Here is a 26,332-nt window from a genome sequence, read left to right on the forward strand (position 1 = left end):
CCACTCATTCCCGCTTCCTCCCCGACGCCCCGCAGCAAGGTCCGGCATCATGACCGCAGCCCTTCCCGTCTACAACTTCGCCTATCTCGACGAGCAGACGAAGCGGATGATCCGCCGGGCGATCCTGAAGGCGATCGCCATTCCCGGCTACCAGGTGCCGTTCGCCAGCCGCGAGATGCCGATGCCCTACGGCTGGGGCACCGGCGGCGTGCAGGTGACGGCGGCGATCCTCGGGCCGGACGACGTCCTGAAGGTCATCGACCAGGGCGCCGACGACACCACCAATGCCGTCTCGATCCGCGCCTTCTTCCAGAAGACCGCGGGCGTCGCCACCACGACGAAGACCGCGGAGGCGACGATCATCCAGACCCGGCACCGTGTCCCCGAGACCGCGCTGACGGAGAACCAGACGCTCGTCTACCAGGTGCCGATCCCCGAGCCGCTGCGCTTCCTCGAGCCGCGCGAGACCGAGACGCGGGTGATGCACGCCCTTGAGGAATACGGCCTGATGCACGTCAAGCTCTACGAGGACATCGCCCGGCACGGTCACATCGCCACCACCTACGCCTACCCCGTCAAGGTCGAGGACCGCTACGTCATGGACCCCTCGCCGATCCCAAAATTCGACAACCCGAAGCTCCACCGCTCAGCCGCCCTGCAGCTCTTCGGCGCCGGCCGCGAGAAGCGGATCTACGCTCTGCCGCCCTTCACCGACGTCGTCAGCCTCGACTTCGAGGACCACCCTTTCGAGATCCAGCATTTTGCCAAACCCTGCGCGCTCTGCGGCGGCACCGGCGCCTATCTCGACGAGGTCATCACCGACGACCGCGGCGGGCGCATGTTCGTCTGCTCCGATACCGACCATTGCGAGACGCGCCGGGCCGAGGGGCACGTCGGCGACGGCGGGCCGAAGGGCTACGAGGAGGCGGCGGAATGAGGGCCGGATCGGTAAAGCCCGGCGCCCGCAACCGCCGATCTCCCCCCTTGAGGGGGAGATGTCCGGCAGGGCAGAGGGGGGTGAGTGCCGCATCCCCGCCGACGGGTTGGGTTACATCTTCACCGATCCTCCGCCTCGATCACCGCCAGGATGTGCCGGCAGACTCCCTCGATATCCTGCAGGACGTCGTCGTTCCAGAACCGAACAACCGTCCAGCCGGCCATCTCGAACCTCGCCGTGCGCGCGGCGTCGCGCACCACAATGGCCTCCCCTCCATGCTGCACGCCGTCGATTTCCACAATGAGGCGATGCGCGGGACAAGCGAAATCGACGATATGGCCCGCGATCGGCACCTGTCGGCGAAAGCCGAGGTTCATCAGGCGATGGGCGCGGACGGCCGTCCAGAAGCGCAGTTCGGCCTCGGTCATGGCGTGGCGCATCGTCTTGGCATGGGCACGGTGCTTCGTCGGAACGAGATGATGCGCCATGTCCCTCGCCCTGCCCGTGGGTCCGGCACCGAGCTTACACAGGTTCCCGCCGCGATCACCCCCCTCTGCCTGCCGGCATCTCCCCCTCAAGGGGGGAGATCGGCGGTGTCTTCAGCGCCGCGAAGGAGTTCCGTATGAGCGACGACACCCCCATCCTCGACGTCCGCGGCGTCACCAAGCGCTATGGCGGCAGGATCGGCTGCGAGGACGTCTCGTTCCAGGTCCATCCCGGCGAGGTGCTGGCGATCGTCGGCGAGAGCGGGTCGGGCAAGACCACGCTGCTCAACTGCATCTCCGCCCGCCTGCCGCGCACCTCAGGCGCAGTGCTCTACCGCATGCGCGACGGTGAGGCGCGGGACCTCGAGGACCTCAGCGAGGCCGAGCGGCGCTTCCTCGCCCGCACCGATTGGGGCTTCGTCCACCAGAACCCGGCGGACGGCCTGCGCATGCGCGTCTCGGCCGGCGCCAATGTCGGCGAGCGGCTGATGGCGGTGGGCGAGCGGCACTACGGAGAGATCCGCGCGACGGCGACGGACTGGCTCGGCCGCGTCGAGATCGCCGGCGACCGGATCGACGACCAGCCGGTCGCCTTCTCCGGCGGCATGCGCCAGCGGCTGCAGATCGCCCGCAACCTCGTCACAGCACCGCGCCTGGTCTTCATGGACGAGCCGACCGGCGGCCTCGACGTCTCGGTGCAGGCACGGCTTCTCGATCTCCTGCGCCAGCTCGTCGCCGATCTCGGCTTGTCGGTGGTGATCGTCACCCACGACCTCGCGGTGGCCCGCCTCCTCTCGCAGCGGATGATCGTCATGAAGGACGGCCGCGTCATCGAGACCGGCCTCACCGACCGCGTCCTCGACGACCCGCAGCATCCCTATACCCAGCTGCTCGTCGCCTCGATCCCGGAGAGCTAGAATGTCCGCTCAGCCTATTCTCGTCGTCGAGAACGTCGCGAAATCCTTCACCGTGCACTTGCGCGGCGGCATCCGCTTGCCGGTGGTGGAGAACGTCTCCTTCCAGCTTGCACCCGGCGAATGCGCGGTGCTCGGCGGGCCGTCCGGGGTCGGCAAGTCGTCGATCCTGCGCATGGTCTACGGCAATTATGCCGTCGACACCGGCCGGATTCTCGTCGGAGAGGCGGGCGAGGACCTCGCCTCCGGCGATCCGCGCCTTGTCATGCGGCTGCGGCGCGAGCGCATCGGCTATGTCAGCCAGTTCCTGCGCGCCGTGCCGCGGGTGCCAGCCGTTGACGTCGTCGCCGAGCCATTGTTCGCCCGCGGCGTCGACGCAGACGAGGCCCGCACCCGCGCGGCCGACCTGCTTCGCCGGCTGAACCTGCCGGAGGCGCTGTTCGACTTGCCGCCCGCCACCTTCTCGGGCGGCGAGAAGCAGCGCGTGAACATCGCCCGCGGCTTCATCACCGATCATCCGATCCTCCTCCTCGACGAACCCACCGCCTCGCTCGACGGCGTCAACCGCGACACCGTGGCGGCGATGATCGAGGAGAAACTCGGCCTCGGCGTCGCCATCCTCGGCATCTTCCACGACGAGGTGGTGCGCGCCCGCGTCGCGACGCGGGTCATCGACGTCACCGGTTTCTCCGCCCGAAAGGCCGCCTGAATGCCCCGCCTCTCCGAACACGTCCCGCTGATCCACGAGACCGCCATCGTCGAGACCACGCGCCTTGGCCGCTATGTCGAGGTCGACGAGCGGTGCCGCGTCGCCGAGTCGGAGATCGGCGACTATTCCTACATGATGCGCGATTGCGGGGTCTGGGGCACAACGATCGGCAAGTTCGTCAACATCGCCGCGAGCGCCCGTCTGAACGCCACCAACCATCCGGTCGAGCGCGCGACGCTGCACCATTTCACCTACCGCGCGAACGATTATTTCGACGATGCCGAGGAGGAATTGCCGTTCTTAGCCGCGCGCCGGGCCCGCCGCGTGACCATCGGCCACGACGTCTGGATCGGGCACGGCGTCACGGTCCTGCCGGGCGTTTCCATCGGCAACGGCGCGGTGGTCGGGGCCGGGGCCGTCGTGTCGAAAGACGTCGCCCCTTACACCATCGTCGGTGGCGTTCCGGCCAAGAAAATCCGGGATCGCTTCGCCCCGGGCATCGGTGAGCGCATGGACAAGCTCGCCTGGTGGGACTGGCCGCACGACCGTCTTCGGACCTGTCTCGACGATTTCCGGACCCTTGGCGCCGAAGCCTTTCTCAACCGCCACGAGCACTGATTCAGAAGGGGCTGGAACCCTTGCGGCGCGGGGCTTTCGGGCGTCACTGAACGGTCACCCTGGCGTCACGCGCAGTACATCGAAGGAGGCTAGGCCTAGCGGCAAGACAGCCGGAAGAGACCGGCGAAACGGCCAGACAGCGGATGAATTCGGACGGCGTTTCCGACCGGTTCGTCACCCGTGACGGAAGCGCAGTCCGGCCTGGTTTTCGCAAAAGGGACACCGCATGAACGCGATCCGCGTCAGCACACTCTCCAAGCGCTTCGGCAAGAAGCAGGCGCTGAAGAGCATCGATATCGAAATCTCAGCCGGCGAGATGGTGGCGCTGATCGGCGCCTCCGGCTCCGGCAAGTCGACCTTGATGCGGATCATCGCCGGGCTGGAATTTTGCGACAGCGACGGCGGCAAGATCGAGATCCTCGGCCGCACGCTGCAGCAAGGCGGCAAGCTCGATCCCAAGGCGCGGGAAATGCGACGAGAGATCGGCGTGATCTTCCAGCAGTTCAACCTCGTCGGCCGCCTGCCGGTGCTGACCAATGTCCTCACCGGCCTGCTCGGCCGCATTCCGCGCTGGCGGGGCACGCTCGGCCTGTTCAGCAAGGCGGAAAAGCTTCTCGCCCGCGATGCCCTCGGGCGCGTCGGCATTCCGGAAGTCGCCTGGCAGCGCGCCTCCACCCTTTCCGGTGGCCAGCAGCAGCGCGCCGCGATTGCCCGCACCTTGGTGCAGAAGTCGAAGATCCTCCTTGCCGACGAGCCGATCGCCTCGCTCGACCCGTCCTCCGCCCGCCGCGTGATGGACGTGATCGCCGACATCAACCGGACCGACAAGATCACCGCCGTCGTCTCGCTGCACCAGGTCGAATACGCCCGCCGCTACTGCCCGCGCACCATCGCGCTCCGGGACGGCATCGTGGTGTTCGACGGGCCCTCGCTGGCGCTGACCAACGATTTCCTGCGCGAGCTCTACGGCACCTCGTCGGAAGAGCTGATCCTGCCCGATGCGGCCGAGCCGCCGCGCGAGCTGCGCCCGACCCAGGACCTCACCGCGGCCTTGCGCGCGCTCGCCTCGGCCTGACCCTTTCCACGCAGACCCAACCCAATCCACCCAGGAGCTTTCGATGAACCTCTTCGCCAAGGGCCTCGCCGCCCTCTCGCTGGCCGCCGTGTTTGCCACGCCGGTGATCGCCGAGCCGATCAATTTCGGCATCATCTCGACCGAGTCCCAGTCGAACCTCCGCCCGCTTTGGGAGCCCTTCCTCGCCGACATGGCCAAGGAGACCGGCCTGGAGATCAAGCCCTTCTTCGCCTCCGACTATGCCGGCGTCATCGAGGGCATGCGCTTCAACAAGGTGCAGGTCGCCTGGTACGGCAACAAGGCCGCGATGGAGGCGGTCGACCGCTCCGACGGCGAGGTCTTCGTGCAGACCGTCGCCGCGAACGGCGAGGCCGGCTACTACGGTCTCATCCTCGCCCCGGCCGACAGCAAGCTGAACTCTGTCGACGACCTCCTGACCTGCGACAAGTCGATGAACTTCGGCATCGGCGACCCGAACTCGACCTCGGGCTATCTGGTGCCGATGACCTTCATCTTCGCCGCCAAGGGCATCGACCCGAAGAACTGCTTCAAGAACGTCACCAATGCCAACCACGAGACCAATGCGATGGCCGTCGCCAACAAGCAGGTCGATGCCGCCGCCAACAACACCGAGAACCTCGCCAAGATCGAGATGAACCGTCCGGACGACTTCAAGAAGATCAAGGTGATCTGGAAGTCGCCGCTGATCGCCTCCGATCCGATCGTCTGGCGCAAGGACCTGTCCGCTGAGACCAAGGAGAAGCTGAAGACCTTCTTCCTCGACTACGGCACCGAGCGCTCGAAGGGCGATGCGACCGCGGAGAAGAAGACCCTCGAGGGCCTTCAGTGGGCGCCCTTCCGCGCCTCGACCGACGCCCAGCTGCTGCCGATCCGCGTGATGGAGTTCACCAAGAAGATCGCCGGCATCGAAGCCGACACGACGCTCGCCGCCGACGCCAAGAAGGCGCAGATCGACGAACTGACCGCTAAGAAGGCCAAGGTCGAGGCCGAGATCGCCAAGAACCCGCAGAGCTGAGGCTGGGTTTTTGAAACGGCACGCGGCCGGCGACGGCCGCGTGCACTGCTGCCGCCGTGAGGATGCGCAACACGTCCGGTCAGGCGCAACGGCCACGCTGCTTCTTCTCCCCTCCGGGGAGAAGGTCGCGGCAGCGGGATGAGGGGCGTTTCGAGGCGAAGATAGTGCGTTGCGCGCTGATACGACGCGTCTCATGAGAACGTCCGTCAACTTTTCAGAACGTCGCCCACCCTTTCAGATCGTCATCCCGGACTTGATCCGGGATCCATTCCTCTCCGCGTCAACCCCACTCCGGTGCGGAAGGGAATGTCCACCGTCCTCGACGGGGACGGCGATTTGGAATGGATCCCGGGTCAAGCCCGGGATGACGAAGCACCTAGTTCCCGCTCGTCGCGTCCGCCTGACTTACGCAAGCCCCCTCGCCATCACCGCCAGGAACCACCGCCATGTCCGACGCCGCCCACACCGCCCCCGCCAAGTCGATGATCGAGCGGAACTGGTCCGAGGCCGCCTGGGGCTATGTGATCTGGATCGCGCTCATTGCCTTGCTCGTCTGGAGCTGGGGACCGGCCGAGATGGGGCGCTGGACCTATCTGTTCACCGATGCCGACAACATGGCGCAATACGCCTCCGGCTTCCTGTCGCCGGACTTCAAGGACTGGAACTATTACGTCCGCGAGATGATCGTCACCATCCAGATCGCCCTCTGGGGCACGGTGCTGGCGACGCTTCTGTCGATCCCCTTCGGGATCCTGTGCGCCCACAACATGGTGCCTTGGTACATCCTGCAGCCGACCCGCCGGCTGATGGACGCCTTCCGGGCGATCCACGAGGTGGTGTTCGCCGTGCTGTTCGTCGTCGCCGTCGGCCTCGGTCCGTTCGCCGGCGTCATGGCGCTGTTCATCCACACCACCGGCATCCTCGCCAAGCTGTTTTCGGAAGCCGTCGAGGCGATCGATCCGCGCCCGGTCGAGGCGATCCGCGCGACGGGGGCATCCAAGCTGCAGGAGATCGTCTACGGCGTGATCCCGCAGGTGCTACCGCTGTGGATGTCGTACACGCTCTACCGCTTCGAATCGAACGTCCGCTCGGCGACGATCCTCGGCCTGATCGGCGCCGGCGGCATCGGGCAGGTGATGTTCGAATCGATCCGGGGGTTCTACTACGCGCAGGCAGCCGCCATCCTCCTGCTCGTGGTGATCAGCGTGACCTTGACCGACCTTCTCTCCCAGCAGCTGCGCAAGCGGGTGATGTAGCCCTTGCGCACTGCCATCTACTTCACGCCGCCGGCGGGTGCGCCGCTGACGCGCGCCGCCGCCCTCTGGCTCGGCCGCGACGCCTTCACCGGCGAGGCAACGCGCGAACCGGACGCCGAGATCGACCCGGTCGTCGCCGAGCCGGCGCGCTACGGCTTCCATGCGACGATGCGCGCGCCGTTCCGCATTGCCGAGGGTTTCGACCTCGCCGATGTCGACGAGCGGCTGGCACGCTTTGCCGCGTCGCGCCCGGTGGTGACGCTGCCGGAGATGGCGCTGCGCCGGCTCGGGCCGTTCTTCGCGCTGGTGCCGGCGACGCCGAGCGAGCCGCTCGCAGTGCTCGAGGCGGACCTCCTGGAAGCCTCCGACGGCCTCCGTGCGCCGCTGACCGAGGCTGAGATCGCCCGCCGCCGTCCGGACCGGCTGAGCGAACGCCAGCGCGCGCAGCTGGACCGCTGGGGCTATCCGCACGTGCTGGAGGATTTCCGCTTCCACATGACCTTGACCGGCCCGGTCGAGGCGGCGAGGATCGATGCCGTCGACGCCTTGCTGCGCGAGCGCTTCGCCGACTTCGATGGCGCGCCGCTGGCCATCGACGGCCTTGCGGTCTTCATCGAGCCCTCCCCCGGCGACGCCTTCCGGGTGCATTCGCTTCACACCTTCGGCGGCGCCTGACCGCGCCGCGCCCGGGCTCTCCGCCGAGCGCCCCTCTTATGGCAGACCCCTCCCATGCCCCATGAAACCGTCCTGTCCAACGCCCGCATCGTCCTTGCCGACCAGGTCATCCACGGCCATGTCGTGCTGCGCGACGGGCTGATCGCCGAGGTCACCGAGGGCAACAGCGTCATCGGCGAGGACCTCGGCGGCGAGACGCTGGTGCCGGGCTTTGTCGAGCTGCACACCGACCACATCGAAGGGCACTACCTGCCGCGGCCGAAAGTGCGCTGGAACAAGCTCGCCGCGATCCAGGCGCACGACGCGCAGATCGCCTCCTCCGGCATCACCACCGTGTTCGACGCGCTGCGCGTCGGCATGGACGAGAACGCCGACATCGGCGCCACCGACATGCGTGACATGGCCGACAGCATCGCCCGCTCGGTCGACGAGGGCCGGCTGAGGGCCGACCACTTCATCCATCTGCGCTGCGAGGTTTCGGCCGCCGACGTCATCGAGGGCTTCGAGGCGATGCTGGGCAATCCGCTGATCCGGCTGGCCTCGCTGATGGACCACGCGCCGGGGCAGCGCCAGTTCGTCAACATCGACACCTACCGTATGTACTACCAAGGCAAGATGAAGCTCACCGACGCCGAGTTCGACCGCTTCTGCCAGCGGCGGACCGAGGAGTCAGAGGCGAATGCGCCGAGAAGCCGCGACCACATCGCCGCCCGGGCCCATGAAGTCGGCATCGCCCTCGCCTCGCACGACGACGCGACGCTCGCCCATGTCGAGGAGGCCGTGAACTACGGCATCGCGCTCGCCGAATTCCCGACGACGCTCGAGGCGGCGCGCGCCTCGCACGCCGCCGGGCTCAAGGTGCTGATGGGCGCGCCGAACGTCGTGCGCGGCGGCTCGCATTCCGGCAACATCTCGGCCGCCGAGCTGAAGGCGGCCGGGGTGCTCGACATTCTCTCCTCCGACTATGTCCCGTTCAGCCTGATGCAGGCGGTGTTCCAGCTCGGCGAGGAGAGCGACGCCGCGCTGGTCGACGCCGTCCGGCTGGTGACGCGCAACCCCGCCGATGCCGTCGGCCTTGCCGACCGCGGCGAGATCGCCACCGGCAAGCGGGCCGACCTCGTGCGGGTGCGGGCGGTCGCGGGCGCACCGCCGGTGGTCGGCGCCGTCTACCGCGAAGGCCGGCGCGTTGCCTGATCAGCCCGGCGCCTTCATCGCCGTCGTCGGCCCGAGCGGTGCCGGCAAGGACACGATCCTCGGACTGGCACAGCAGTCCCTCTCGGAAGAGACCCGGCTGCGCTTCGCCCGGCGGGTGATCACCCGGGTGTCGCAGGTCGAGGCGGAGGACCACGACTGCCTCAGCGAGACCGAGTTCGCGGCGGCGGAGTCGGCGGGCGCCTTCTGCCTCACCTGGGGCGCCCATGGCCTGCGCTATGGCCTGCCGGCCGCCCTCGCCTACGATTGCAGCGGCGGCACGACGGTGATCGCCAATGTCTCTCGCCGCGCCCTGGTGCCGGCGACGCTGCGCTTCGGAAATGTTCATGTCGTCGAGATCACCGCGCCGCGCGAACTCCTGGTGCAGCGCATCGCCGGGCGCGGGCGCGAGAGCGCCGAAGAGATCGAGGCGCGGCTGGCGCGGAGTGTCCAGCTGACGGTGCCAACGTCCGCGCACGGTCCCCACCGCATCGACAATTCCGGCGCAGCCGAGGATGCCGCGGCGTCCTTCGTGGCGCTGGTGCGGCGGGTGATGGCGGGCTGATCTCAGATCATCAGGGGCGTCCCGAACGCCTCGGCGCGCCGAACTCCACTGCGGAAACCGCCGCTGCCGCCTCGACGGCGATCAGCCGCGATAGCTGGCGAACAGACTGTCGATCAACGGAGTCGCGGTCTCCAACAGGTCGAACTCACCTTCGAGCCGCAGCCATTCCGAAAACAGGCCGACCACGGCGCAGAGATAGGCGTTGGCCGCGGTCGAGGGCTGCCAAGGGCGCGACAGCTGCTGCAACGCGCTGGCACGGTCGAAGACGGCCAGGATCGTGTCCTTCATCTGATGGTCGGCTTCGCGCCGCTTGAGCAGCGCATCCCCCATCTCGCCCACATATTCACAACGGAATAAAATGATCGTGTAGACCCGCTGGGCGCGTGTGTCGGCTGCGAAGCTGCGCAGCGCTTCCAGCGTCGTCTCCTGAAGCAAGTCGAGACACCGGTCGGAGCGGGACATCTCCCGGCTCTGAAAGAACTCTTCCTGCGGCATGCGGACCCTGTCCTGCATGGCCTTGAACAGTTCGACCTTGTTGGCGAAGTGCCAGTAGATCGCGCCACGGGTGACGTCGGCGGCTGCGGCGATCTGGGCAAGGCTGGTCTGGCCGACGCCGCGCTCGTGGAACACGGCTTCCGCCGCGTCCAGGATCGCTGCTCGCGTTTCCATCGCTTCCTGCTTGGTTCTGCGCAACCCGAGGCTCCTTGCTTACATGCATCTATGAATGTAAGGATGCTGCATTGCAATAGGCCGCGTGCCGTATCGTCTGGACCCTTCCATGAGTTCGTTCCGTCTTCCGGCCCTCGGCACCGTCCTGGCTTCCCTCCTTGCAACCGCCGGCATCGCCGTGGCCCAGGCACCCGGTGGCGCCGCGCCGCCGCCGCCCGTGGTGAGCGCCGAGACGGTCGAGGCGAAGACGTTGCCGATCTCCTATGAATATGCCGGGCGGGTCGCCGCCTCGCGCGAGGTCGAGGTGCGGGCGCGGGTCGCCGGCATCCTGCTCGACCGGACCTTCGAGGAAGGCGCGGTGGTGGCGCCCGGGCAGACCCTGTTCAAGATCGACGCGCGCGAGTTCGAGGCCCAGGTGGCGCTGGCCGAGGCGCAGCTGCGCCAGAGCCAGGCGACCCTTGGCCAGGCCCAGCGCACTGAGGACCGCCAGCGCTCGCTGACCCGAAGCGGCGCGGTCTCGACCGCCCAGCTCGACGATGCGACCTCCAGCCGCGAACTGGCGGAAGCCCAGGTCTCCGCCGCGCAGGCGACACTCGAGACGGCCCGGCTGTCCTTGACCTATGCCACCGTCAACGCACCGGCCGGCGGCATCACCAGCCTCGAGCAGGTGCCCGAGGGCAGCCTGCTCAGCGTCAACACGCTGCTGACCCGGATCAGCCAGCTCGACCCGATCTACGTCAACTTCTCGGCCGCCGACACGGAGGCGATCGCCATTCGCCGGCTGATCGAAAGCGGCGCGGCCGGCGGCGCCGCGGCCAACCTCTCGGTCGAGGTGCTGTTCGGCGATGGCAGCGTCTACGACAAGAAGGGCTCGATCGACTTTACCTCGGCGTCGATCGACGCCGAGACCGGCACCATCCTGTCGCGCGCCGTTCTCGCCAATCCCGAGAGCCAGCTGCTGCCGGGACAGTTCGTGCGGGTCAAAGTCGACGGCCTCGTCCTGCCGGATGCCATCACCATTCCCGATGCCGCGCTGATGCAAGGCGCGCAAGGGACCTTCGTCTACACCGTCGACGACAAGAGCGTCGCACAGGTCCGCCCCGTCGAGGTCGGTCGCCAGCTCGGCGACCGCATCGTCATCTCCAAGGGCCTGAAGACCGGTGACAAGGTAATCACCGTCGGCGTCATCAAGGCGCGGCCGAACGCCCCCGTCAACGTCGACAGCACGCCGGCCTCCGTCCCCGCCGCCGAGCCTGCGCCGGCCGCCGACGCGCCGACAGGCGACGCGCAGAAGCCGACCGCGACCGTCGCACCGGCCAATACCGAGGGCTCGGCCCAATGAATTCCCGCTTCTTCGTCGACCGGCCGGTCTTTGCCGCCGTCATCTCGATCGTCATCGTGCTCGCCGGCGTCATGGGCCTGCGCGCGCTGCCGATCGAGCAGTACCCGCAGCTGGTCCCGCCGGAAGTGGTGGTGACCGCGACCTATCCCGGCGCCAGCGCCGAAACACTCGCCCAGACCGTGTCCGCGCCGCTCGAAGAGCAGATCAACGGCGTCGAGGACATGATCTACATGAAGTCGACGAACTCCTCGTCGGGTTCGGCCTCGGTGACCGTGACGTTCCAGAGCGGCACCGATCCCGACCAGGCGACGATCAACGTCAACAACCGCGTGCAGCAGGCGGTCTCCTCACTGCCGTCCGAAGTGCAGCGCCTCGGCGTCACCGTGGTCAAGCGCTCCTCGTCGATCCTCTCGGTGCTGACGATGACCTCGTCGGACGAGCGCTACGACGCGACCTACGTGTCGAACTACGCCCTCCTCTACGTGCTCGACGAGCTGAAGCGCCTGCCGGGCATCGGCGAGGCGCAGCTGTTCGGCCAGCGCGACTATTCCATGCGCATCTGGCTGCGGCCGGACCAGCTGGCGCAGTACAATTTGACGCCGACCGATGTCGCGACCGCCATCCGCGAGCAGAACGCGCAGTTCGCCGCCGGCCAGTTCGGCGCCGAGCCGAACCCGAACCCGCTCGCCTTCACCTATTCGGTGACCACCGGCGGGCGCCTGCCGGACGCCGCAGCGTTCGAAAACATCATCCTGAAGTCGGACGCCAACGCCGCATCGCTCCTCCTCAAGGACGTCGCGCGGGTCGAGCTCGGCGCCCAGGACTACGGCTTCAACGCGACCTATAACGGCCGCTCGACCGTCCCGATCGGCATCTACCTGCAGCCGGGCGCCAACGCGCTGGACACGCTGGCCGGCGTGCGCACCCGCATGGACGAGCTGACCAAGCAGTTCCCCGACGGCATCACCTACGCCATCCCCTACGACACCACGAAGTTCATCTCGGCCTCGATCGAGGAGGTGATCCACACCTTCATCGAGGCGATGGTGCTCGTCTTTATCGTCGTCTTCGTCTTCCTGCAGAGTTTCCGGGCGACGCTCATCCCGATGATCGCGGTGCCGGTGTCGATCATCGGCACTTTCGGGCTGCTCTTGGCCTTCGGCTTCTCGATCAACCTCCTCACCCTCTTCGCGCTGGTGCTGGCGATCGGCATCGTCGTCGACGACGCCATCGTGGTGCTGGAGAACGTCGAGCGGATCATGACGACGGAGAAGCTGCCGCCGAAGGAGGCGACGGCCAAGGCGATGGGCGAGGTGACGAGCCCGGTCATCGCGATCGTCTTGGTGCTCTGCGCCGTGTTCATCCCGGTCGCCTTCCTCGGCGGTCTCGCCGGCACCATGTACCGCCAGTTCGCCATCACCATCGCGGTGTCGGTGACGATCTCCGGCATCGTCGCGCTGACGCTGACCCCGGCGCTGTGCGGCCTGATCCTGCGCGAGACGCATTCCAAGCCCTGGGCGCCGTTCCGCTGGTTCAACGCGGGCTTCGACAAGGTGACCAACGGCTACGGCCATGGCGTCGCCTTCCTGATGCGCCATTCGATCATCGCGCTGGTGCTGTTCGCCGGCGTCTGCGGCGGGACCTACTATCTCTTCACCGCGCTGCCATCGTCGCTGGTGCCCGACGAGGACCAGGGCTCGAACTTCGTCGTCGCCATCCTGCCGCCGGCGGCCTCCCTGGCCCGCTCGACGGCGGCGATGGCGACCGTCAGCGAGAACCTGCGCGAGAACCCGGCCGTCGCCGACGTCGTCTCCTTCGCCGGCTTCGACCTTCTCGCCGGCACCCAGAAGACCTCGGCCGGCGTCGCCTTCGTGACGCTGAAGGACTGGGGCGAGCGCACCGATCCGGCCCAGGACGGCCGCAACCTGCCGGGCGCCTTCATCGGCGCCAATGCCGGGGTGCAGGATGCCATGGTGCTCGCCTTCAACCCGCCGCCGATCCAGGGTCTGTCGACCACCGGCGGCTTCGACCTGTACGTCCAGGACCGCACCGGCGGCGGCGCCGACAAGCTGATCGAGGCGACCAACGCGCTGGTGGCGGAAGCCGCCAAGCGGCCGGAACTTGCGGGCGTGCGCACCACCTTCACCGCCGCCGTCCCGCAGTACAAGATCGATGTCGACCGCGAGAAGGCGAAGGCGCTGGGCGTGCCGATCGAGCAGATCTTCACGACCATGCAGGCGACCTTCGGCAGCCTCTACGTCAACGACTTCACGCTGCTCGGTCGCAACTACCAGGTCAGCCTGCAGTCGGAAGCGCGCTTCCGCGAGCGGCCGGAGGACCTGAAATACACCTTCGTCCAGGCGACGTCGGGATCGATGATCCCGCTGGATTCGCTGCTCAAGGTCACCCGCATCGTCGGTCCCGACCTCATCGAGCGCTACAACGCCTTCACCGCGGCCAAGGTCAGCGGCGGCCCCGCCCCGGGCTTCTCGTCCGGACAGGCGCTGCAGGCGATGCAGGAGTTGTCGACCTCGATGCCGGAAGGCTACGAGATCGCCTGGACCGGCTCGGCCTATCAGGAGATTGAGACCAGCGGCACCGGCGCCATCGCCATCGGCTTCGGCATCTTCATGGTGTTCCTGATCCTCGCGGCGCAGTACGAGAAGTGGTCGCTGCCGATCGCCGTCATCCTGGCGGTGCCCTTCGCGATGCTGGGCGCCCTCGGCGCGATCTGGCTGCGCGGGCTCGAGAACGACGTCTACTTCCAGATCGGTCTGGTGACGCTGGTGGGCCTTGCGGCGAAGAACGCCATCCTGATCGTCGAGTTCGCGGTGCTGAAACGGGCCGAAGGCCTCAGCGCCTTCGACGCGGCGCTGGAAGGCGCAAAACTGCGCTTCCGGCCGATCGTGATGACCTCGCTCGCCTTCATCCTCGGCGTCGTGCCGCTGGCGATCTCGAGCGGTGCCGGCTCGGCCAGCCGTCACTCCATCGGCACCGGCGTGATCGGCGGCATGCTGTTCGCGACCTTCATCGCGATCTTCTTCATCCCGCTTTTCTACATGCTGCTGTCCGGCCGCGACAAAAAGCCGAAACCGACCGACACGGCCATCGAGAAGGGCCCGGCCACAGCGCCTGCCGCGTCCTGACAGGTACCCGACAGGCGCCATTTGTGTTGCAGTGCGGTATCGCGGGCTGGTCCCGGCGATACCGCCGGTTCGCATCACGGTTGCGATTCCCCGCGACTGCCGCTAGCAAGCTCGCCCAAGGTGGTGTCCCGGCCAATCGTTCAATGCGATGATGCCGCCCGGACCACGGGCCGCTCCCTCGGGAGCGCGGCGGAGAACAACGCTTGTCGGCTACACAAGAGACGATGCATCCGGCTGCGGTGCAGCACCAGACCAGCGGGTTCTGGACCTTGCTTCTCGGCTGCATCGGCGTCGTCTACGGCGACATCGGCACCAGCCCGCTCTACGCCCTGCGCGAAGCGCTGGTGCATTCCGCCTCCGACGGGCTGCTCAACTCGGAGATCGTCGGCGTCGTCTCGATGCTGCTCTGGGCGCTGACGCTGATCGTCACGATCAAATACGTGCTCTTGATCCTCAACGCCGACAACAACGGCGAAGGCGGCACGCTGTCGCTGCTGGCGCTGGCGCAGAAGGTGATGGGTCGGCGCAACTTCCTGATCATCGTCGGCATTCTCGGCGCCTCGCTGTTCTACGGCGACGCGGTGATCACCCCGGCGATCTCCGTCCTCTCCGCGGTCGAGGGCCTAAAACTCGTCGCGCCGAGCCTCAGCGAGTGGGTGCTGCCGATCACCACGGTGATCCTGGTGGTGCTGTTCATGGTGCAGAGCCGCGGCACCGGCAAGATCGCCGCCTATTTCGGCCCGATCACCCTCGTCTGGTTCGTGGTGATGGGCGTCCTCGGCATCATGAACATCGGCGACGAGCCGGCGATCCTCGCCGCGGTCAACCCGCTCAACGCCATCAGCTTCGTGATCGACCACGGCTGGATGGCGCTGATCATCATCGGCTCGGTCTTCCTCGCCATCACTGGCGCCGAGGCGCTCTATGCCGACATGGGCCATTTCGGCCGCAAGCCGATCCAGCTCGCCTGGTTCTCGCTGGTCTTCCCCGCACTGGCGCTGAACTATCTCGGCCAGGGCGCGCTGATCATGGCGCGGCCTGAGACGCTGGAGAACCCCTTCTACCTTCTGGCCCCGGCCTGGGCGCTGCTGCCGCTGGTGATCCTCGCGACCATGGCCACCGTCATCGCCAGCCAAGCGGTGATCACCGGCGCGTTCTCGCTGACCCAGCAAGCGATCCAGCTCGGCTTCATCCCGCGGCTCGAAATCCGCCACACCTCGGAGGAGCAGTTCGGCCAGATCTACATCCCGAAGGTCAACTTCATCCTCTTCGTCGGCGTGATGGTCCTCGTCTGGACCTTCCAGTCCTCCGGCCGCCTCGCCAGCGCCTACGGCATCGCCGTCACCGGCAACATGGTGGTCACCTCGATCCTTGGCTTCGTCGTCTTCTGGAAGTGCTGGAAGTGGTCGCCCTGGCTGTCGGGCATCGTCGTGCTGCCGTTCATCCTCATCGAGTTCATCTTCCTCGGCTCGAACATGCTGAAGGTGCTGGACGGCGGCTATGCCCCGCTTGGCCTTGCCGCCGTGCTCTCGCTGATCATGTGGACCTGGATCCGCGGCACCCGCATCGCCTATTCCAAGGCGCACCGCGAGAGCATTGCGCTCACCGACCTCACCCGCATGCTAGAGCGCTCGACGCCGATGCGCGCGCGCGGCACGGCAGTGTTCCTGACGTCGGATACGACGCTTGCGCCGAGCGCCCTGATGCACAACCTCAAACACAATGGCGTCATCCACGAGCGCAACATCATCATGACCATCAAGGTCGAGAACACGCCGCGGGTGGCCCCGGAGGACCGCGTGCAGATCGAAGAGGTCTCGGAACTCTTCACCCGCGTCTTCCTGACCTTCGGCTACATGGAGGAGCCGAACGTGCCGAAAGCGCTGACGCTCGCCAAGAAGAAGGGGCTGAAGTTCGAGATCATGTCGACCTCGTTCTTCCTGTCGCGGCGCGCTTTCCGCGCGACCTCGGCCAACGGCATGCCGCTCTGGCAGGACCGGCTCTACATTTCCATGGCACTCTCGGCCGCCGATACGTCAGGATTCTACTGCCTCCCGACAAACCGGGTGGTTGAGATGGGACAACAATTCACCATTTAGAGCGAGCATATCCCGGTCGACGGCGCGGGCGGCCGGGAGAAGATGATGGATGCAGCAGATCACGAACGGAAGCGACGTGCCGAGGAGGCGCCGGTGAGCGCGGCAGCTCAAGATGCCTTGGCGTCGAAGAGCACTGCCGTCTTCCCCCAAGATCGCAATGCTGCAGCCGGCACAGGAAACGTCGGGCCGCGAACGGCTTCGGCGATGCTCCCGGGGGAGGTCGCCGGTTCGACCGAGCCTGATCCGTCGGCTTATACCCCTTCCCCCCTCACGGAAGCAGACTCGGCCCTAGCCGTCCCGTCGGATACTGAAACCGTTCCGATCAAGCGGACGCTCGCGGCGATACTCATCGCGCTGGCGGACGACACCTCGCGCGAGCGCGTCTCGGTCGCCGATCTTGTCGCCGTGATGAAGGACCGGGCCTTCGGGGCGCTGATGCTGATCTTCGCCATGCCCAACGCCTTGCCGACGCCGCCCGGCACCTCGGCCATCCTCGGCGCCCCGCTGGTCTTCCTGGCGGCGCAGCTGATGCTCGGCCGCAAGCCGTGGCTGCCGAAGATCATCGCCAACAGATCGATGGCCCGCGGCGACTTCGCCACGATGATCGGCAAGGCGGCGCCTTGGATCGCCTGGGCGGAAAAGCTGCTGAAGCCGCGCCTCGAGGGACTGGCGCTGCCGCCGGCCGAATATGTCGTCGGCGCGGTCTGCCTCTTGATGGCGACAATCCTGTTCCTGCCGATCCCACTTGGCAACATGCTGCCGGCGCTGGCGATCTGCCTCTTTTCGCTCGGCCTGCTCGAGCGGGACGGGGTCTGGGTGCTGGCGGGACTCGTGGCTTCCGTCGTTTCCTGCATCCTGGTGTCCGGCGTAGTCTTCGCCCTCGTCAAAGGCGGGCTCTTCCTGTTCTCCCAGGCCTTCGGCTGACGGACCGCCGCCAGGGCGACGTCGATCTGCCACCGACATTTCCGTTTTTGCCGAGAAAGACTGGCCGATGAACCGGCACACCTTGCCGTCAGACGGCGTGTGCGGCATGCATCGGGCCCGCCGTCTTCGGCGCTGCGAGATTGGGGAGCGCCCCTTGAGCAAGACCACTCCCCTCGGCACGAGCCATATGTTCGCCCGGCTGTCGAACATTTTCGACCTCTCGCCGGAGGACCAGGCGGCGATCGAGACGCTGCCGGTGACGGTGCGCGAGTATGCCGCCGACCAGGACATCGTGCGCGACGGCGAGCGGCCGACGCATTGCTGCATCGTGCTCGATGGCTTCACCTGCCGCTACAAGGTGATCAGCGACGGTCGCCGGCAGATCCTCGCCTTCAACATTCCCGGCGATGTGCCGGACCTGCAGAGCCTGCATCTCGACGTCATGGACCACAGCCTCGCGACCGTGGTGGCAAGCCGTCTCGGCTTCGTCGCGCATTCCGACATGCGGACGCTCTGCGAGGCGCGCCCGGGGGTGGCAGCGGCGTTCTGGCGCGAGACGCTGATCGACGGGGCGGCGTTCCGCGCCTGGATTACCAATATCGGCCGGTTGTCGGCGCGCGCCCGGCTTGCCCACCTCCTCTGCGAACTGCTGCTAAGGCTCGACGCGGTCGGCCTTGCCGACGGGTTCCGCTACCGGCTGCCGCTGACCCAGGCCGAGATCGGCGATGCGCTCGGCCTCAGCGTCGTCCACGTCAACCGGCTGCTGCAGGACCTCAAGGCCGAAGGGCATATCGTCACGGAGAAGAAGACGGTGACGATCCAGAACTGGGAGACGTTCAGCGCGATCGCCCAGTTCGACCGTGACTATCTCCATCTGAAGCCGCGGGCGACATCGATCCGCTAAGCGGCCGGCGGGGGCAGGAGAACTGTGCCCAGCCAGAATTCACGGCATCCGGGCATCGGGTCTAAAGAGGACACACAGCCTCGTCCGTCGGGAAAATCTCCTCGGCGGGGTCATTTCGCCCCCCCCCGCGCGGATGCCTCAGGAGCCCGCCAAGGCCTTGTTTCCGGGCCGGTAGTTCTCGAGAAGAGCACTCAGCTCCGGCTCGGCCACCAGCCTTGCCGCCTCGCCGGGCGTGAACCACTGCCGCTCCCGCTCCAGGGCTTCCTTCCACCGCTTGTCGAGCGAGCGTACTTCCAGCGGAAAAACCGTCACGGTGCACCGGATCGACAATCCGTCATCCGTCAGCTTGTCGTACTGGTAGTCGCCGATCGGGCGCTTCTGCGGCTTGCCGACGACGCCAGCTTCCTCCAGCGCTTCCTGCGCGGCGGCCTGGTGCGGCCGGCGGAGCTTCATCGGCCAGCCTTTCGGGATGATCCAGCGACGGGTCGTCCGCGACGTCACGAGAAGGATGCGCAGCTCGCCATCCTTGCCGACAGCGTAAGGCAACGCGCCGTATTGAACGTTCCCTTTCTTCTGCGGCACGTGATGACTCCTTCGGCTTCCGGCGACTCGCCATGCGATCATATACTTAGCCGCATATGCCAAATGTCCGTTTACGACATTAAGCTTGCCTGGCACCTAATTTAATGTTTGCTGATTTTTGCAGCAGACGGCTCCCCGTTCTTCACGGAAAGCAAGCTCGTCACACTAATTAGGTGGATGGCTAGATATCGCAAGAGCGCAAGCTGTGCGCTTTTTGCCGGTCTGCGATGCACAGAGTGCGCTTTCTCGGTTCACCACCGTCCAGACAAGGCGTTTCCGGCACGGAGCAGCGACCCGATCAAACAAAGATGATCCAGTTGCGAGAAAATGGGATCGTCTGCGCGGTTCCGGACACAGGCGGCGCTATGCGGGGCCGAACGTCCGGCGGGCGCGCTCTACGCCGACGTCGATGACATGCAGCATGGCCTGCCGCGTCGCTTCCTCGTCGCGTGACGCGATCGCGTCAACGATTTTCAGGTGGTTGGCGGCGCATTCGGCGATCTTGTCGAGATCGGAAGCCGGCGAGCTCAGCTTGAACGAGATCGCCAGCGCCGCCTCGATGAGGCTCGACACCGAGCGCATGAACGGGTTTTTCGACACGTCGGCGATGGCGAGGTGAAACTCGAGGTCGACATTGGCGATGCTGACCCTGTCATGGCAGGGGTCCCCCAGCCGCCGGGCGATCTCGTAGAGTTTTTCGATGTCCTCCGGCGTCGCACGGCGGGCCGCCATGGCCGCGGCCGCCGGCTCGAAGGCGGCCCGCATCTCGGCGAGATCCCGCACCAGTTCCTCGTCCAGCCCCACTTCGAAGCGCCAGATCAGGATGTCGGAATCAAACAGGTTCCAGCGGTTGCGCTCCAGCACCCGCGTGCCGACGCGGGCTTTCGAGAGGATCAGGTTCTTGGCCGCCAGCGTCTTCATCGCCTCGCGCAGCACGGTGCGGGAAAAGCCAAAACGCGCGCAAAGCTCCTCGTCGCCCGGCAGGATCGAGCCGACCTCGAACACGCCGGAAACGATGTTGCGGCCGAGTTCGCCAACGACGTGCGCATGGCTGTTGCCGGGCCGTCCGCCGGTGATCGCCGTGTGCAGGAGGCCGCTCTCGCTCATCTCACAGCGCCTCCCGGCAAGGCTGCAGCCTTCGGCAGGGGGCCGGCCGGCAAGGGGTCGGCACGGGCGGGCACCGGCTGGCGGGCGGAGGCCCACAGCATCACCCGCTGCAGCGCGATGAAGACGAAGAGGAGGACGCCGATGACGATCTTCGTCCACCAGCTCGAGAGCGTGCCGTCGAAGACGATGTAGGTCTGGATCAGCCCCTGGATGAGGACGCCGAGCAGTGTGCCGGCGACGAAGCCGGAGCCGCCGGTGAGCAAGGTCCCGCCAATCACCACGGCAGCGATGGCGTCGAGCTCGACGCCGACGGCGGCGAGAGAGTAGCCAGCCGAGGTGTAAAGCGAGAAGACGATGCCGGAGAGGCCAGCGAGAAAGCCCGACAGCGCGTAGATACCGATCGTCGTGCGGGCGATCGGCACGCCCATCAGCTGCGCCGACTGTAAGTTGCCGCCGAGCGCGTAGACATTGGTGCCGAAGCGCGTGCGCTGGGCGATGAGCGCCCCGACGGCGAAGACCACCAGCATGGTGATGCCGACGAAGGTCAGCCGGCCGCCGCCGGGCAAGCGGATGTAGAGCTGCTGCAGCGTCTCGTAGAAGGGGTGCAGCACTGGCACGGAGTCGGTCGACAGCACAAAGGCCATGCCGCGGGCGAAGAACATGCCGGCAAGCGTGACGATGAAGGCCGGCATCTGGAGGTAGTGGATGATCGCCCCCATCAAGGCGCCGAAAGCGGTTGCGATCATCAATGCCAGGGCGAAGGCCAGCAGCGGGTGTATCGAGGTGTCGCGCAGCACGACGGCGAGGAAGACGCCGGTGAAGGCGATGACCGAGCCGATCGAGAGATCGATGCCGCCCGACAGGATGACAAAGGTCATGCCGACCGCGGCGATGCCGAGGAAGGCGTTGTCGGTGAGGAGGTTGCCGACCACCCGCGTCGACAGGATGTTCGAAAACTGCAGCGCGCAGGCGGCATAGGCGAGGACGAAGATCAGCGCCGTCGTCGCCAGCGGCAGATAGCGGGACTTCATCACGACGGCACCTGCTTCGTCTCGGCCGGCTTGCGGCGCTCGACCTTGAAATAGCCGAAGAGCACGCGGCTCGCCGGCGACTGGATCACCAGGATGACGACGATGATCGCGGCCTTGATGATCAGGTTGAACTCCGGCGGGAAGCCCGACAAGAGGATGCCGGTATTGACCGACTGGATGATCAGCGCGCCGAGCAGCGAAGCGATGATCGAGAAACGGCCGCCGAACAGCGAAGTGCCGCCGATGACCACCGCAAGGATCGCGTCGAGTTCCAGCCAGAGGCCGGCATTGTTGGCGTCGGCGCCGCGGATGTCGGCGGTGGCGATGATGCCGGCGACCGCGGCGCAAAGGCCGGACGCGGCGTAGACGGCGAAGAGCAGCAGGCCGGCACTGACGCCGGCAAGGCTCGACGCCCGGCGGTTGACGCCGACGGCCTCGATCAGCAGGCCGAGCGCGGTCTTGCGGACGAGCAGCGTCACGAGAAGCGCCAGCGCCAGCGAGATCAGGACGGGGAGCGGGAAGCCGAGGAAGGCGCCGGAGCCGAGATAGATGAAGCTCGGCTCGTTGAAGGTGAGGATGACGCCCTCGGTGACGAGCTGCGCGATGCCGCGCCCGGCGACCATCAGGATCAGCGTCGCGATAATCGGCTGGATGTCGAGAAGCGCCACCAGCGCCGCGTTCCAGAGGCCGCAGACGAGGCCGACGCCGAGGGCGGCGGCGATGGTGACAGGCAGAGGATAGCCGGCGGCGACCAGCGAGGCGGCGACGGCGCCGGCGATCGCCATGACGGCGCCGACGGAGAGGTCGATGCCGCGGGTAGCGATCACCAGCGTCATGCCGATCGACAGGATCGCCACCGGCGCGCCGCGGTTGAGGACGTCGATCACGCTGCCGTAGAGCCGGCCGTTCTGCACGACGACATCGAAGAAGCCGGGGAAGAGGATGCCGTTGAGGGCGAGCACGACGGCGAGCACGACGAGCTGCGGGGCGAGGCGTTTCAGCGTGGTCATGGGCGCTCCGCGGTGGCGGTTGTTGGCGGGGCGTGGCGGCAGCTCACCCCCCTCTGGGCTGCCGCCCATCTCCCCCTCAAGGGGGGAGATCGATAGAAGCCGGCCTTGGCGCGCTTGATCTCCCCCCTTGAGGGGGAGATGCACGGCAGGGCAGAGGGGGGTGTGCACCGCGTCGTGTCCGACATCGTCAGATCCGCCGTCATGCCGCCGCCCCCACAGGCGCCGCGATGGCCTGCATGATGCGGCCGGGCGTCACGGCCGCGCCGGTGAGCTCGGCGACGTGGACGCGGTCGGCCAGCACGACGATGCGGCGGGAATAGACGACGAGTTCTTCCAGTTCGGAGGAGATGACGAGGAGCGACATGCCGTCCGCGCAGAGGCTATTGATCAGCCGGATGATCTCGGCATGGGCGCCAACGTCGATGCCGCGGGTCGGCTCGTCGAGGATCAGGAAACGCGGTTCGGTGGCGAGCCAGCGGGCGAGGATCACCTTCTGCTGGTTGCCGCCGGACAGGAATTTGATCGGCTGCTCCGGGCCCGAGGTGCGGATGTCGAGCGCCTTGATGTAGCGGTCGGCGAGCTCTCCTTGCTCGCGGCGCGAGAGCGGCTTCGACCAGCCGCGGCGGGCCTGCAGCGCGAGGATGAGGTTCTCGCGCACCGAGAGCTCGGCGATGATGCCGTCGGTCTTGCGCTCCTCCGGGCAGAAGCCGAAGGCGTGGCCGATGGCCTCGCGCGGCGAGGACAGCGTGACGGGCTTGCCGTCGATCTCGGCGGTGCCCGTGTCGGCGCGGTCGATGCCGAAAAGGAGGCGCGCCGTCTCGGTGCGGCCGGAGCCGAGGAGGCCGGCGACGCCCACCACCTCGCCGCGGGCGATGTCGAGGTCGAAGGGCTGGATGCTGGTGCGGCGGCCGTAGTTCCGGAAGCGGATGGCGGGCGTGCCGGTGGTCGCGCCGGAAGCGGGCGTCGTCGCGTCGTGCTCCTCGGTCAGCGCGCGGCCGAGCATCAGCTGGACGATGGCAAGCCGGTCGAGGCCGGCGACGGGATTGGTCGCAATCAGCCTTCCGTTGCGCAGCACGGTGACGGTGTCGGCGATCTCGAACACCTGGTCGAGGAAATGCGTGATGAAGACGACGGCCAGGCCCCGGGCGCGCAGCCCGCGGACGACGTCGAACAGCACCTTCACCTCGGCGGCGTCGAGGCTCGCCGTCGGCTCGTCGAGCACCAGCACCTTGCCGGACAGCTCGACCGCGCGGGCGATGGCGATGATCTGCTGCACGGCGACGGAATAGCGGCCGAGCGGCGCGCCGACATCGATGTCGAGGCCGTACTGGGCGAGGATTTTCCGCGACAGGCGGCGCATTTCGCCGTGGCGTGTCAGGCCGAAACGCGTCGGCTCGCGGCCGAGGAAGAGGTTCTCGGCGACGGTGAGGTTCGGCAGGAGGTTGACCTCCTGGTAGACGGTGCCGATGCCGAGATCCTGCGCATCGGAAACGCTGCGCGGATCGATCGGCGCGCCGTCGAGGAAGACGTCGCCGGCATCGCGGCGGTAGGCGCCGGTGACGATCTTGATCAGCGTCGACTTCCCCGCCCCGTTCTCGCCGAGCAACGCATGCACCTCGCCCGCGCGGATGACGAGGTCGATGCCGGAAAGCGCGGGAATGCCAAGAAAGGATTTCGAGACGCCGGCGATGCGCAACAAGGGGGTGTCTGTCATGGGTCCTCGCGGGGTGGGACGCGCGTCAGCTGACAGGCGGCGGGCGGCACCCCCCTCTGTCCTGCCGGACATCTCCCCCTCAAGGGGGGAGATCGGCGGTGTCGACGCCGGCGATGATCGATCTCCCCCCTTGAGGGGGAAATGAGCGGCAGCCCAGAGGGGGGTGTGCGGCACGACGCCCAAAAGCGCCCGCCGCACAGATGCCTCTTAGTAGCCGAGACCCTTCTTGGACTCGTACACCGCTTTCGGATCATCCGCCGGGGTATAGAGCTTCGACTCCGTCTGGATCCACTTCGCCGGCAAAGTGCCGTCGGCCTTGAACTTCTCGATCACGTCGAAGGCGGGGCCCGCCATGTTCGGGGTCAGCTCGACGGTGGCGTTCGCCTCGCCGTCGACCATGGCCTGGAAGATGTCCGGCACGGCGTCGATCGAGACGACCTTGATGTCGGTGCCCGGCTTCAGGCCGGCTTCCTTGATCGCCTGGATGCCGCCGACGGCCATGTCGTCATTGTGCGCGTAGAGGGCGCAGATGTCCTTGCCGCCGTTGGAGGACTTGATGAAGCTCTCCATCACTTCCTTGCCCTTGGTGCGGGTGAAGTCGCCAGTCTGGCTCTTGACGATCTTGATGTTCGAGGCCGCCGCGATGCCCTCCTCGAAGCCCTTCTTGCGGTTGATCGCGGGCGAGGAGCCGGTCGTGCCTTGCAGCTCGACGACGTTGCACGGCTTGTCGCCGATGTCCTTGACTAGCCAGTCGCCGGCGACCTTGCCCTCGTGCACCTGGTCGGAGGTGACGGCGGTGAGGTAGAGCGAGTCCGGCGCGTCGATCTGGCGGTCGAGCAGCACGACCGGGATCTCGGCCTCCTGCGCTTCCTTTAGGACGGCGTCCCAGCCGGTGGCGACGACCGGCGCGATCAGGATGGCGTCGACGCCCTGCGCGATGAAGCCGCGGACGGCCTTGATCTGGTTTTCCTGCTTCTGCTGCGCATCGGCGAACTTCAGCGTGATGCCGCGCTTCTCGGCTTCCTGCTTGGTGACCGAGGTCTCGGCGGCGCGCCAGCCGGACTCCGAGCCGATCTGCGAAAAGCCGACGGTCAGGCCGGCGGCCATCGCGGTCGAGGCCATCAACGTCGCGGCCGTCAAGGTTGCGGCCACGAGCGTACCCGCCCGGAGTTTCCAGGTGTTCATGCGTGTTCCTCCCAAAACTGTTCTCTTTCGAGACCGATCCTCCAACCGGTGGCCATTGATAGTATTATATGACTTTTCACGTCCAGTGAAAAGAAATGCGACTTTGGGTGGAGGCTATGGGTTCCCTGCACGCGGTCCCCGGCTTCTGCAAATGCCTCCGCGGCGAGGTTTGTCGGCGCCAGCGATGTTCCGTAACAAAACACCGGGATCCCGCCACAAAACGCTATCTGAAGGCCCGACTTTCGCCGCGCCCTCCGCCCAGTCTGGCTGCACCGGACGCGAAGGAGACAAGGATGAACAGGACGACATTCAGGCAAGGTCTCGGCGGCGTTGCAGGGCGCGCTTCGATCACCATCGCCGCTTCGGCGGTGCTGATGGCCGGGCTGCACTACGCTCCGCTGCGTGGCTTCTCCCCGGGCAAGATCCTGCTCGGGCACGAGAGCGAGACGGCAGCGGTCCAGAGGCCACAGCCGAACATCCGCTTCGTCGCCATTCCCGCCCGTGACGCGTTCCCGCCCGCGGCCGCGGCAGCCGCCGTGGCGCCGGCCGTCGAGAGCCCCTCGGCCGCGCTTCCCACCGAACCAGCCGCCGCCACCGTCATCCCGACGCCGCGGCCAGCCTTCGTTGCAGCGACGGTCCGGCCGAGAACGCCGGCAACGGCAACGCCGCCCACAACGCTCGCCCGGACGGCAACGCCTTCCACCGCCGTGCCGGACCGGCAGGCTGCCGTTCCTGGCGACGCCGCGACACCCTTGAGGCAGCACCGCCTGCCGGCGGACGACGCGCTGATGGCGTCGGCCGGTTCCGCGCCGGAACTTCAACGCACCGAAAACCCCGTCCCCTACCCCGCAGGACCGGAGGATCGTAGTTTTGAGCTCGCCGATCTCGTGCCGAGTGGTACCGGCGTCCTCAACGGCGTCGTCTCAGTTGGCCGGACCGTCGGCGACGGCGCGATGTTCGCGGTAAACGGCATCACCGACGGCGCGCTCGCCATCGTCGGGCACTGACGGCCTCGTCGGAACGCGCACCGAAAAGCGGAGCGGGTGCGGCTGGTTGCTGTCGCGGGACCAACGTCGCGACGCTAGACGTCTCCGCCGCCGGCTGCCGCGACGGTTTACCTGCCGTGCCAGCCGTGAAACATTTCGCCGCCGCCGTTCG

The 26,332-nt window shown here is 67.1% G+C and carries 24 protein-coding genes; 16 read left to right on the plus strand and 8 right to left on the minus strand.

Annotation, left to right across the window (positions count from 1 at the left end):
* The first annotated feature begins 49 nt into the window (after nucleotides 1–49).
* Nucleotides 50–937, plus strand: a complete 888-nt coding sequence (locus ACZLZY_RS06290) for an alpha-D-ribose 1-methylphosphonate 5-phosphate C-P-lyase PhnJ (protein WP_472932759.1) — start codon at nucleotides 50–52, stop codon at nucleotides 935–937.
* Nucleotides 938–1,056: 119 nt separating this feature from the next.
* On the opposite strand, the gene ACZLZY_RS06295 is transcribed toward ACZLZY_RS06290, so the two are convergent.
* A complete protein-coding gene (locus tag ACZLZY_RS06295) occupies nucleotides 1,057–1,365 on the minus strand; it encodes an endonuclease domain-containing protein (protein WP_472932760.1) in 309 nt (102 codons plus the stop codon).
* A gap of 194 nt (nucleotides 1,366–1,559) precedes the next feature.
* On the opposite strand from ACZLZY_RS06295, the gene phnK reads away from it, so the two are divergent.
* The 9 genes from phnK to phnN all read left to right on the plus strand — a co-directional run bounded on the left by phnK (nucleotide 1,560) and on the right by phnN (nucleotide 9,461).
* Nucleotides 1,560–2,339: a phosphonate C-P lyase system protein PhnK gene (gene phnK, locus ACZLZY_RS06300; RefSeq protein ID WP_472932761.1), complete on the plus strand. Its 780-nt coding sequence runs from the start codon at nucleotides 1,560–1,562 to the stop codon at nucleotides 2,337–2,339.
* Between the two features lies 1 nt (nucleotide 2,340).
* Nucleotides 2,341–3,045, plus strand: a complete 705-nt coding sequence (phnL, locus tag ACZLZY_RS06305) for a phosphonate C-P lyase system protein PhnL (RefSeq protein WP_472932762.1) — start codon at nucleotides 2,341–2,343, stop codon at nucleotides 3,043–3,045.
* The gene (locus ACZLZY_RS06310; protein WP_472932763.1) at nucleotides 3,046–3,663 is read left to right on the plus strand and encodes a DapH/DapD/GlmU-related protein; all 618 of its coding nucleotides are present in this window, start codon (nucleotides 3,046–3,048) and stop codon (nucleotides 3,661–3,663) included. It abuts the gene before it with no gap.
* Nucleotides 3,664–3,889: 226 nt separating this feature from the next.
* Nucleotides 3,890–4,738, plus strand: coding sequence for a phosphonate ABC transporter ATP-binding protein (phnC, locus tag ACZLZY_RS06315; protein ID WP_472932765.1), 849 nt, complete (start codon nucleotides 3,890–3,892; stop codon nucleotides 4,736–4,738).
* Between the two features lie 43 nt (nucleotides 4,739–4,781).
* On the plus strand, nucleotides 4,782–5,774 hold the full coding sequence (gene phnD, locus ACZLZY_RS06320; protein WP_472932767.1) for a phosphonate ABC transporter substrate-binding protein: 993 nt from the start codon (nucleotides 4,782–4,784) through the stop codon (nucleotides 5,772–5,774).
* Nucleotides 5,775–6,220: 446 nt separating this feature from the next.
* Complete coding sequence (gene phnE / locus ACZLZY_RS06325; RefSeq protein WP_472932768.1) at nucleotides 6,221–7,030, plus strand: phosphonate ABC transporter, permease protein PhnE; 810 nt, start codon at nucleotides 6,221–6,223, stop codon at nucleotides 7,028–7,030.
* A 3-nt stretch (nucleotides 7,031–7,033) separates the two neighbouring features.
* Entirely contained in the window at nucleotides 7,034–7,705 is a 672-nt protein-coding gene (locus tag ACZLZY_RS06330) for a DUF1045 domain-containing protein (protein ID WP_472932770.1), read from the plus strand.
* A 54-nt stretch (nucleotides 7,706–7,759) separates the two neighbouring features.
* Entirely contained in the window at nucleotides 7,760–8,899 is a 1,140-nt protein-coding gene (locus tag ACZLZY_RS06335; protein ID WP_472932771.1) for an alpha-D-ribose 1-methylphosphonate 5-triphosphate diphosphatase, read from the plus strand.
* A complete protein-coding gene (gene phnN, locus ACZLZY_RS06340) occupies nucleotides 8,892–9,461 on the plus strand; it encodes a phosphonate metabolism protein/1,5-bisphosphokinase (PRPP-forming) PhnN (protein WP_472932773.1) in 570 nt (189 codons plus the stop codon). The genes ACZLZY_RS06335 and phnN overlap by 8 nt, the downstream gene beginning before the upstream one ends.
* 81 nt (nucleotides 9,462–9,542) lie before the next feature.
* Here phnN and ACZLZY_RS06345 read toward each other — a convergent pair whose 3' ends face one another.
* Entirely contained in the window at nucleotides 9,543–10,130 is a 588-nt protein-coding gene (locus tag ACZLZY_RS06345) for a TetR family transcriptional regulator (RefSeq protein ID WP_472932775.1), read from the minus strand.
* Between the two features lie 109 nt (nucleotides 10,131–10,239).
* Here ACZLZY_RS06345 and ACZLZY_RS06350 point away from each other — a divergent pair, with 109 nt between their 5' ends.
* The 5 genes from ACZLZY_RS06350 to ACZLZY_RS06370 all read left to right on the plus strand — a co-directional run bounded on the left by ACZLZY_RS06350 (nucleotide 10,240) and on the right by ACZLZY_RS06370 (nucleotide 18,545).
* Entirely contained in the window at nucleotides 10,240–11,472 is a 1,233-nt protein-coding gene (locus ACZLZY_RS06350) for an efflux RND transporter periplasmic adaptor subunit (RefSeq protein ID WP_472932776.1), read from the plus strand.
* The gene (locus tag ACZLZY_RS06355) at nucleotides 11,469–14,618 is read left to right on the plus strand and encodes an efflux RND transporter permease subunit (RefSeq protein ID WP_472932777.1); all 3,150 of its coding nucleotides are present in this window, start codon (nucleotides 11,469–11,471) and stop codon (nucleotides 14,616–14,618) included. Before ACZLZY_RS06350 ends, ACZLZY_RS06355 begins: the two co-directional genes overlap by 4 nt.
* Nucleotides 14,619–14,821: 203 nt before the next feature.
* Nucleotides 14,822–16,717, plus strand: coding sequence for a potassium transporter Kup (locus ACZLZY_RS06360; protein ID WP_472932778.1), 1,896 nt, complete (start codon nucleotides 14,822–14,824; stop codon nucleotides 16,715–16,717).
* Nucleotides 16,718–16,921: 204 nt separating this feature from the next.
* On the plus strand, nucleotides 16,922–17,641 hold the full coding sequence (locus tag ACZLZY_RS06365; protein WP_472932779.1) for an exopolysaccharide biosynthesis protein: 720 nt from the start codon (nucleotides 16,922–16,924) through the stop codon (nucleotides 17,639–17,641).
* A gap of 154 nt (nucleotides 17,642–17,795) precedes the next feature.
* Complete coding sequence (locus ACZLZY_RS06370) at nucleotides 17,796–18,545, plus strand: Crp/Fnr family transcriptional regulator (protein WP_472932780.1); 750 nt, start codon at nucleotides 17,796–17,798, stop codon at nucleotides 18,543–18,545.
* Nucleotides 18,546–18,683: 138 nt separating this feature from the next.
* On the opposite strand, the gene ACZLZY_RS06375 is transcribed toward ACZLZY_RS06370, so the two are convergent.
* The 6 genes from ACZLZY_RS06375 to ytfQ form a co-directional block, all read right to left on the minus strand.
* A complete protein-coding gene (locus ACZLZY_RS06375) occupies nucleotides 18,684–19,127 on the minus strand; it encodes an NUDIX hydrolase (protein WP_472932781.1) in 444 nt (147 codons plus the stop codon).
* A gap of 363 nt (nucleotides 19,128–19,490) precedes the next feature.
* A complete protein-coding gene (locus tag ACZLZY_RS06380) occupies nucleotides 19,491–20,234 on the minus strand; it encodes a FadR/GntR family transcriptional regulator (protein WP_472932782.1) in 744 nt (247 codons plus the stop codon).
* Complete coding sequence (gene yjfF, locus ACZLZY_RS06385; protein WP_472932784.1) at nucleotides 20,231–21,265, minus strand: galactofuranose ABC transporter, permease protein YjfF; 1,035 nt, start codon at nucleotides 21,263–21,265, stop codon at nucleotides 20,231–20,233. The genes ACZLZY_RS06380 and yjfF overlap by 4 nt, the downstream gene beginning before the upstream one ends.
* Nucleotides 21,265–22,275, minus strand: coding sequence for an ABC transporter permease (locus ACZLZY_RS06390; protein ID WP_472932786.1), 1,011 nt, complete (start codon nucleotides 22,273–22,275; stop codon nucleotides 21,265–21,267). Before ACZLZY_RS06390 ends, yjfF begins: the two co-directional genes overlap by 1 nt.
* Nucleotides 22,276–22,474: 199 nt before the next feature.
* On the minus strand, nucleotides 22,475–23,989 hold the full coding sequence (locus ACZLZY_RS06395; RefSeq protein ID WP_472932788.1) for a sugar ABC transporter ATP-binding protein: 1,515 nt from the start codon (nucleotides 23,987–23,989) through the stop codon (nucleotides 22,475–22,477).
* Between the two features lie 207 nt (nucleotides 23,990–24,196).
* A complete protein-coding gene (gene ytfQ, locus ACZLZY_RS06400) occupies nucleotides 24,197–25,174 on the minus strand; it encodes a galactofuranose ABC transporter, galactofuranose-binding protein YtfQ (RefSeq protein WP_472932790.1) in 978 nt (325 codons plus the stop codon).
* Nucleotides 25,175–25,467: 293 nt separating this feature from the next.
* Here ytfQ and ACZLZY_RS06405 point away from each other — a divergent pair, with 293 nt between their 5' ends.
* The gene (locus tag ACZLZY_RS06405; protein WP_472932792.1) at nucleotides 25,468–26,181 is read left to right on the plus strand and encodes a hypothetical protein; all 714 of its coding nucleotides are present in this window, start codon (nucleotides 25,468–25,470) and stop codon (nucleotides 26,179–26,181) included.
* Nucleotides 26,182–26,332 lie beyond the last annotated feature (151 nt).

It is taken from the genome of Mesocryomonas lacus (assembly GCF_055730135.2).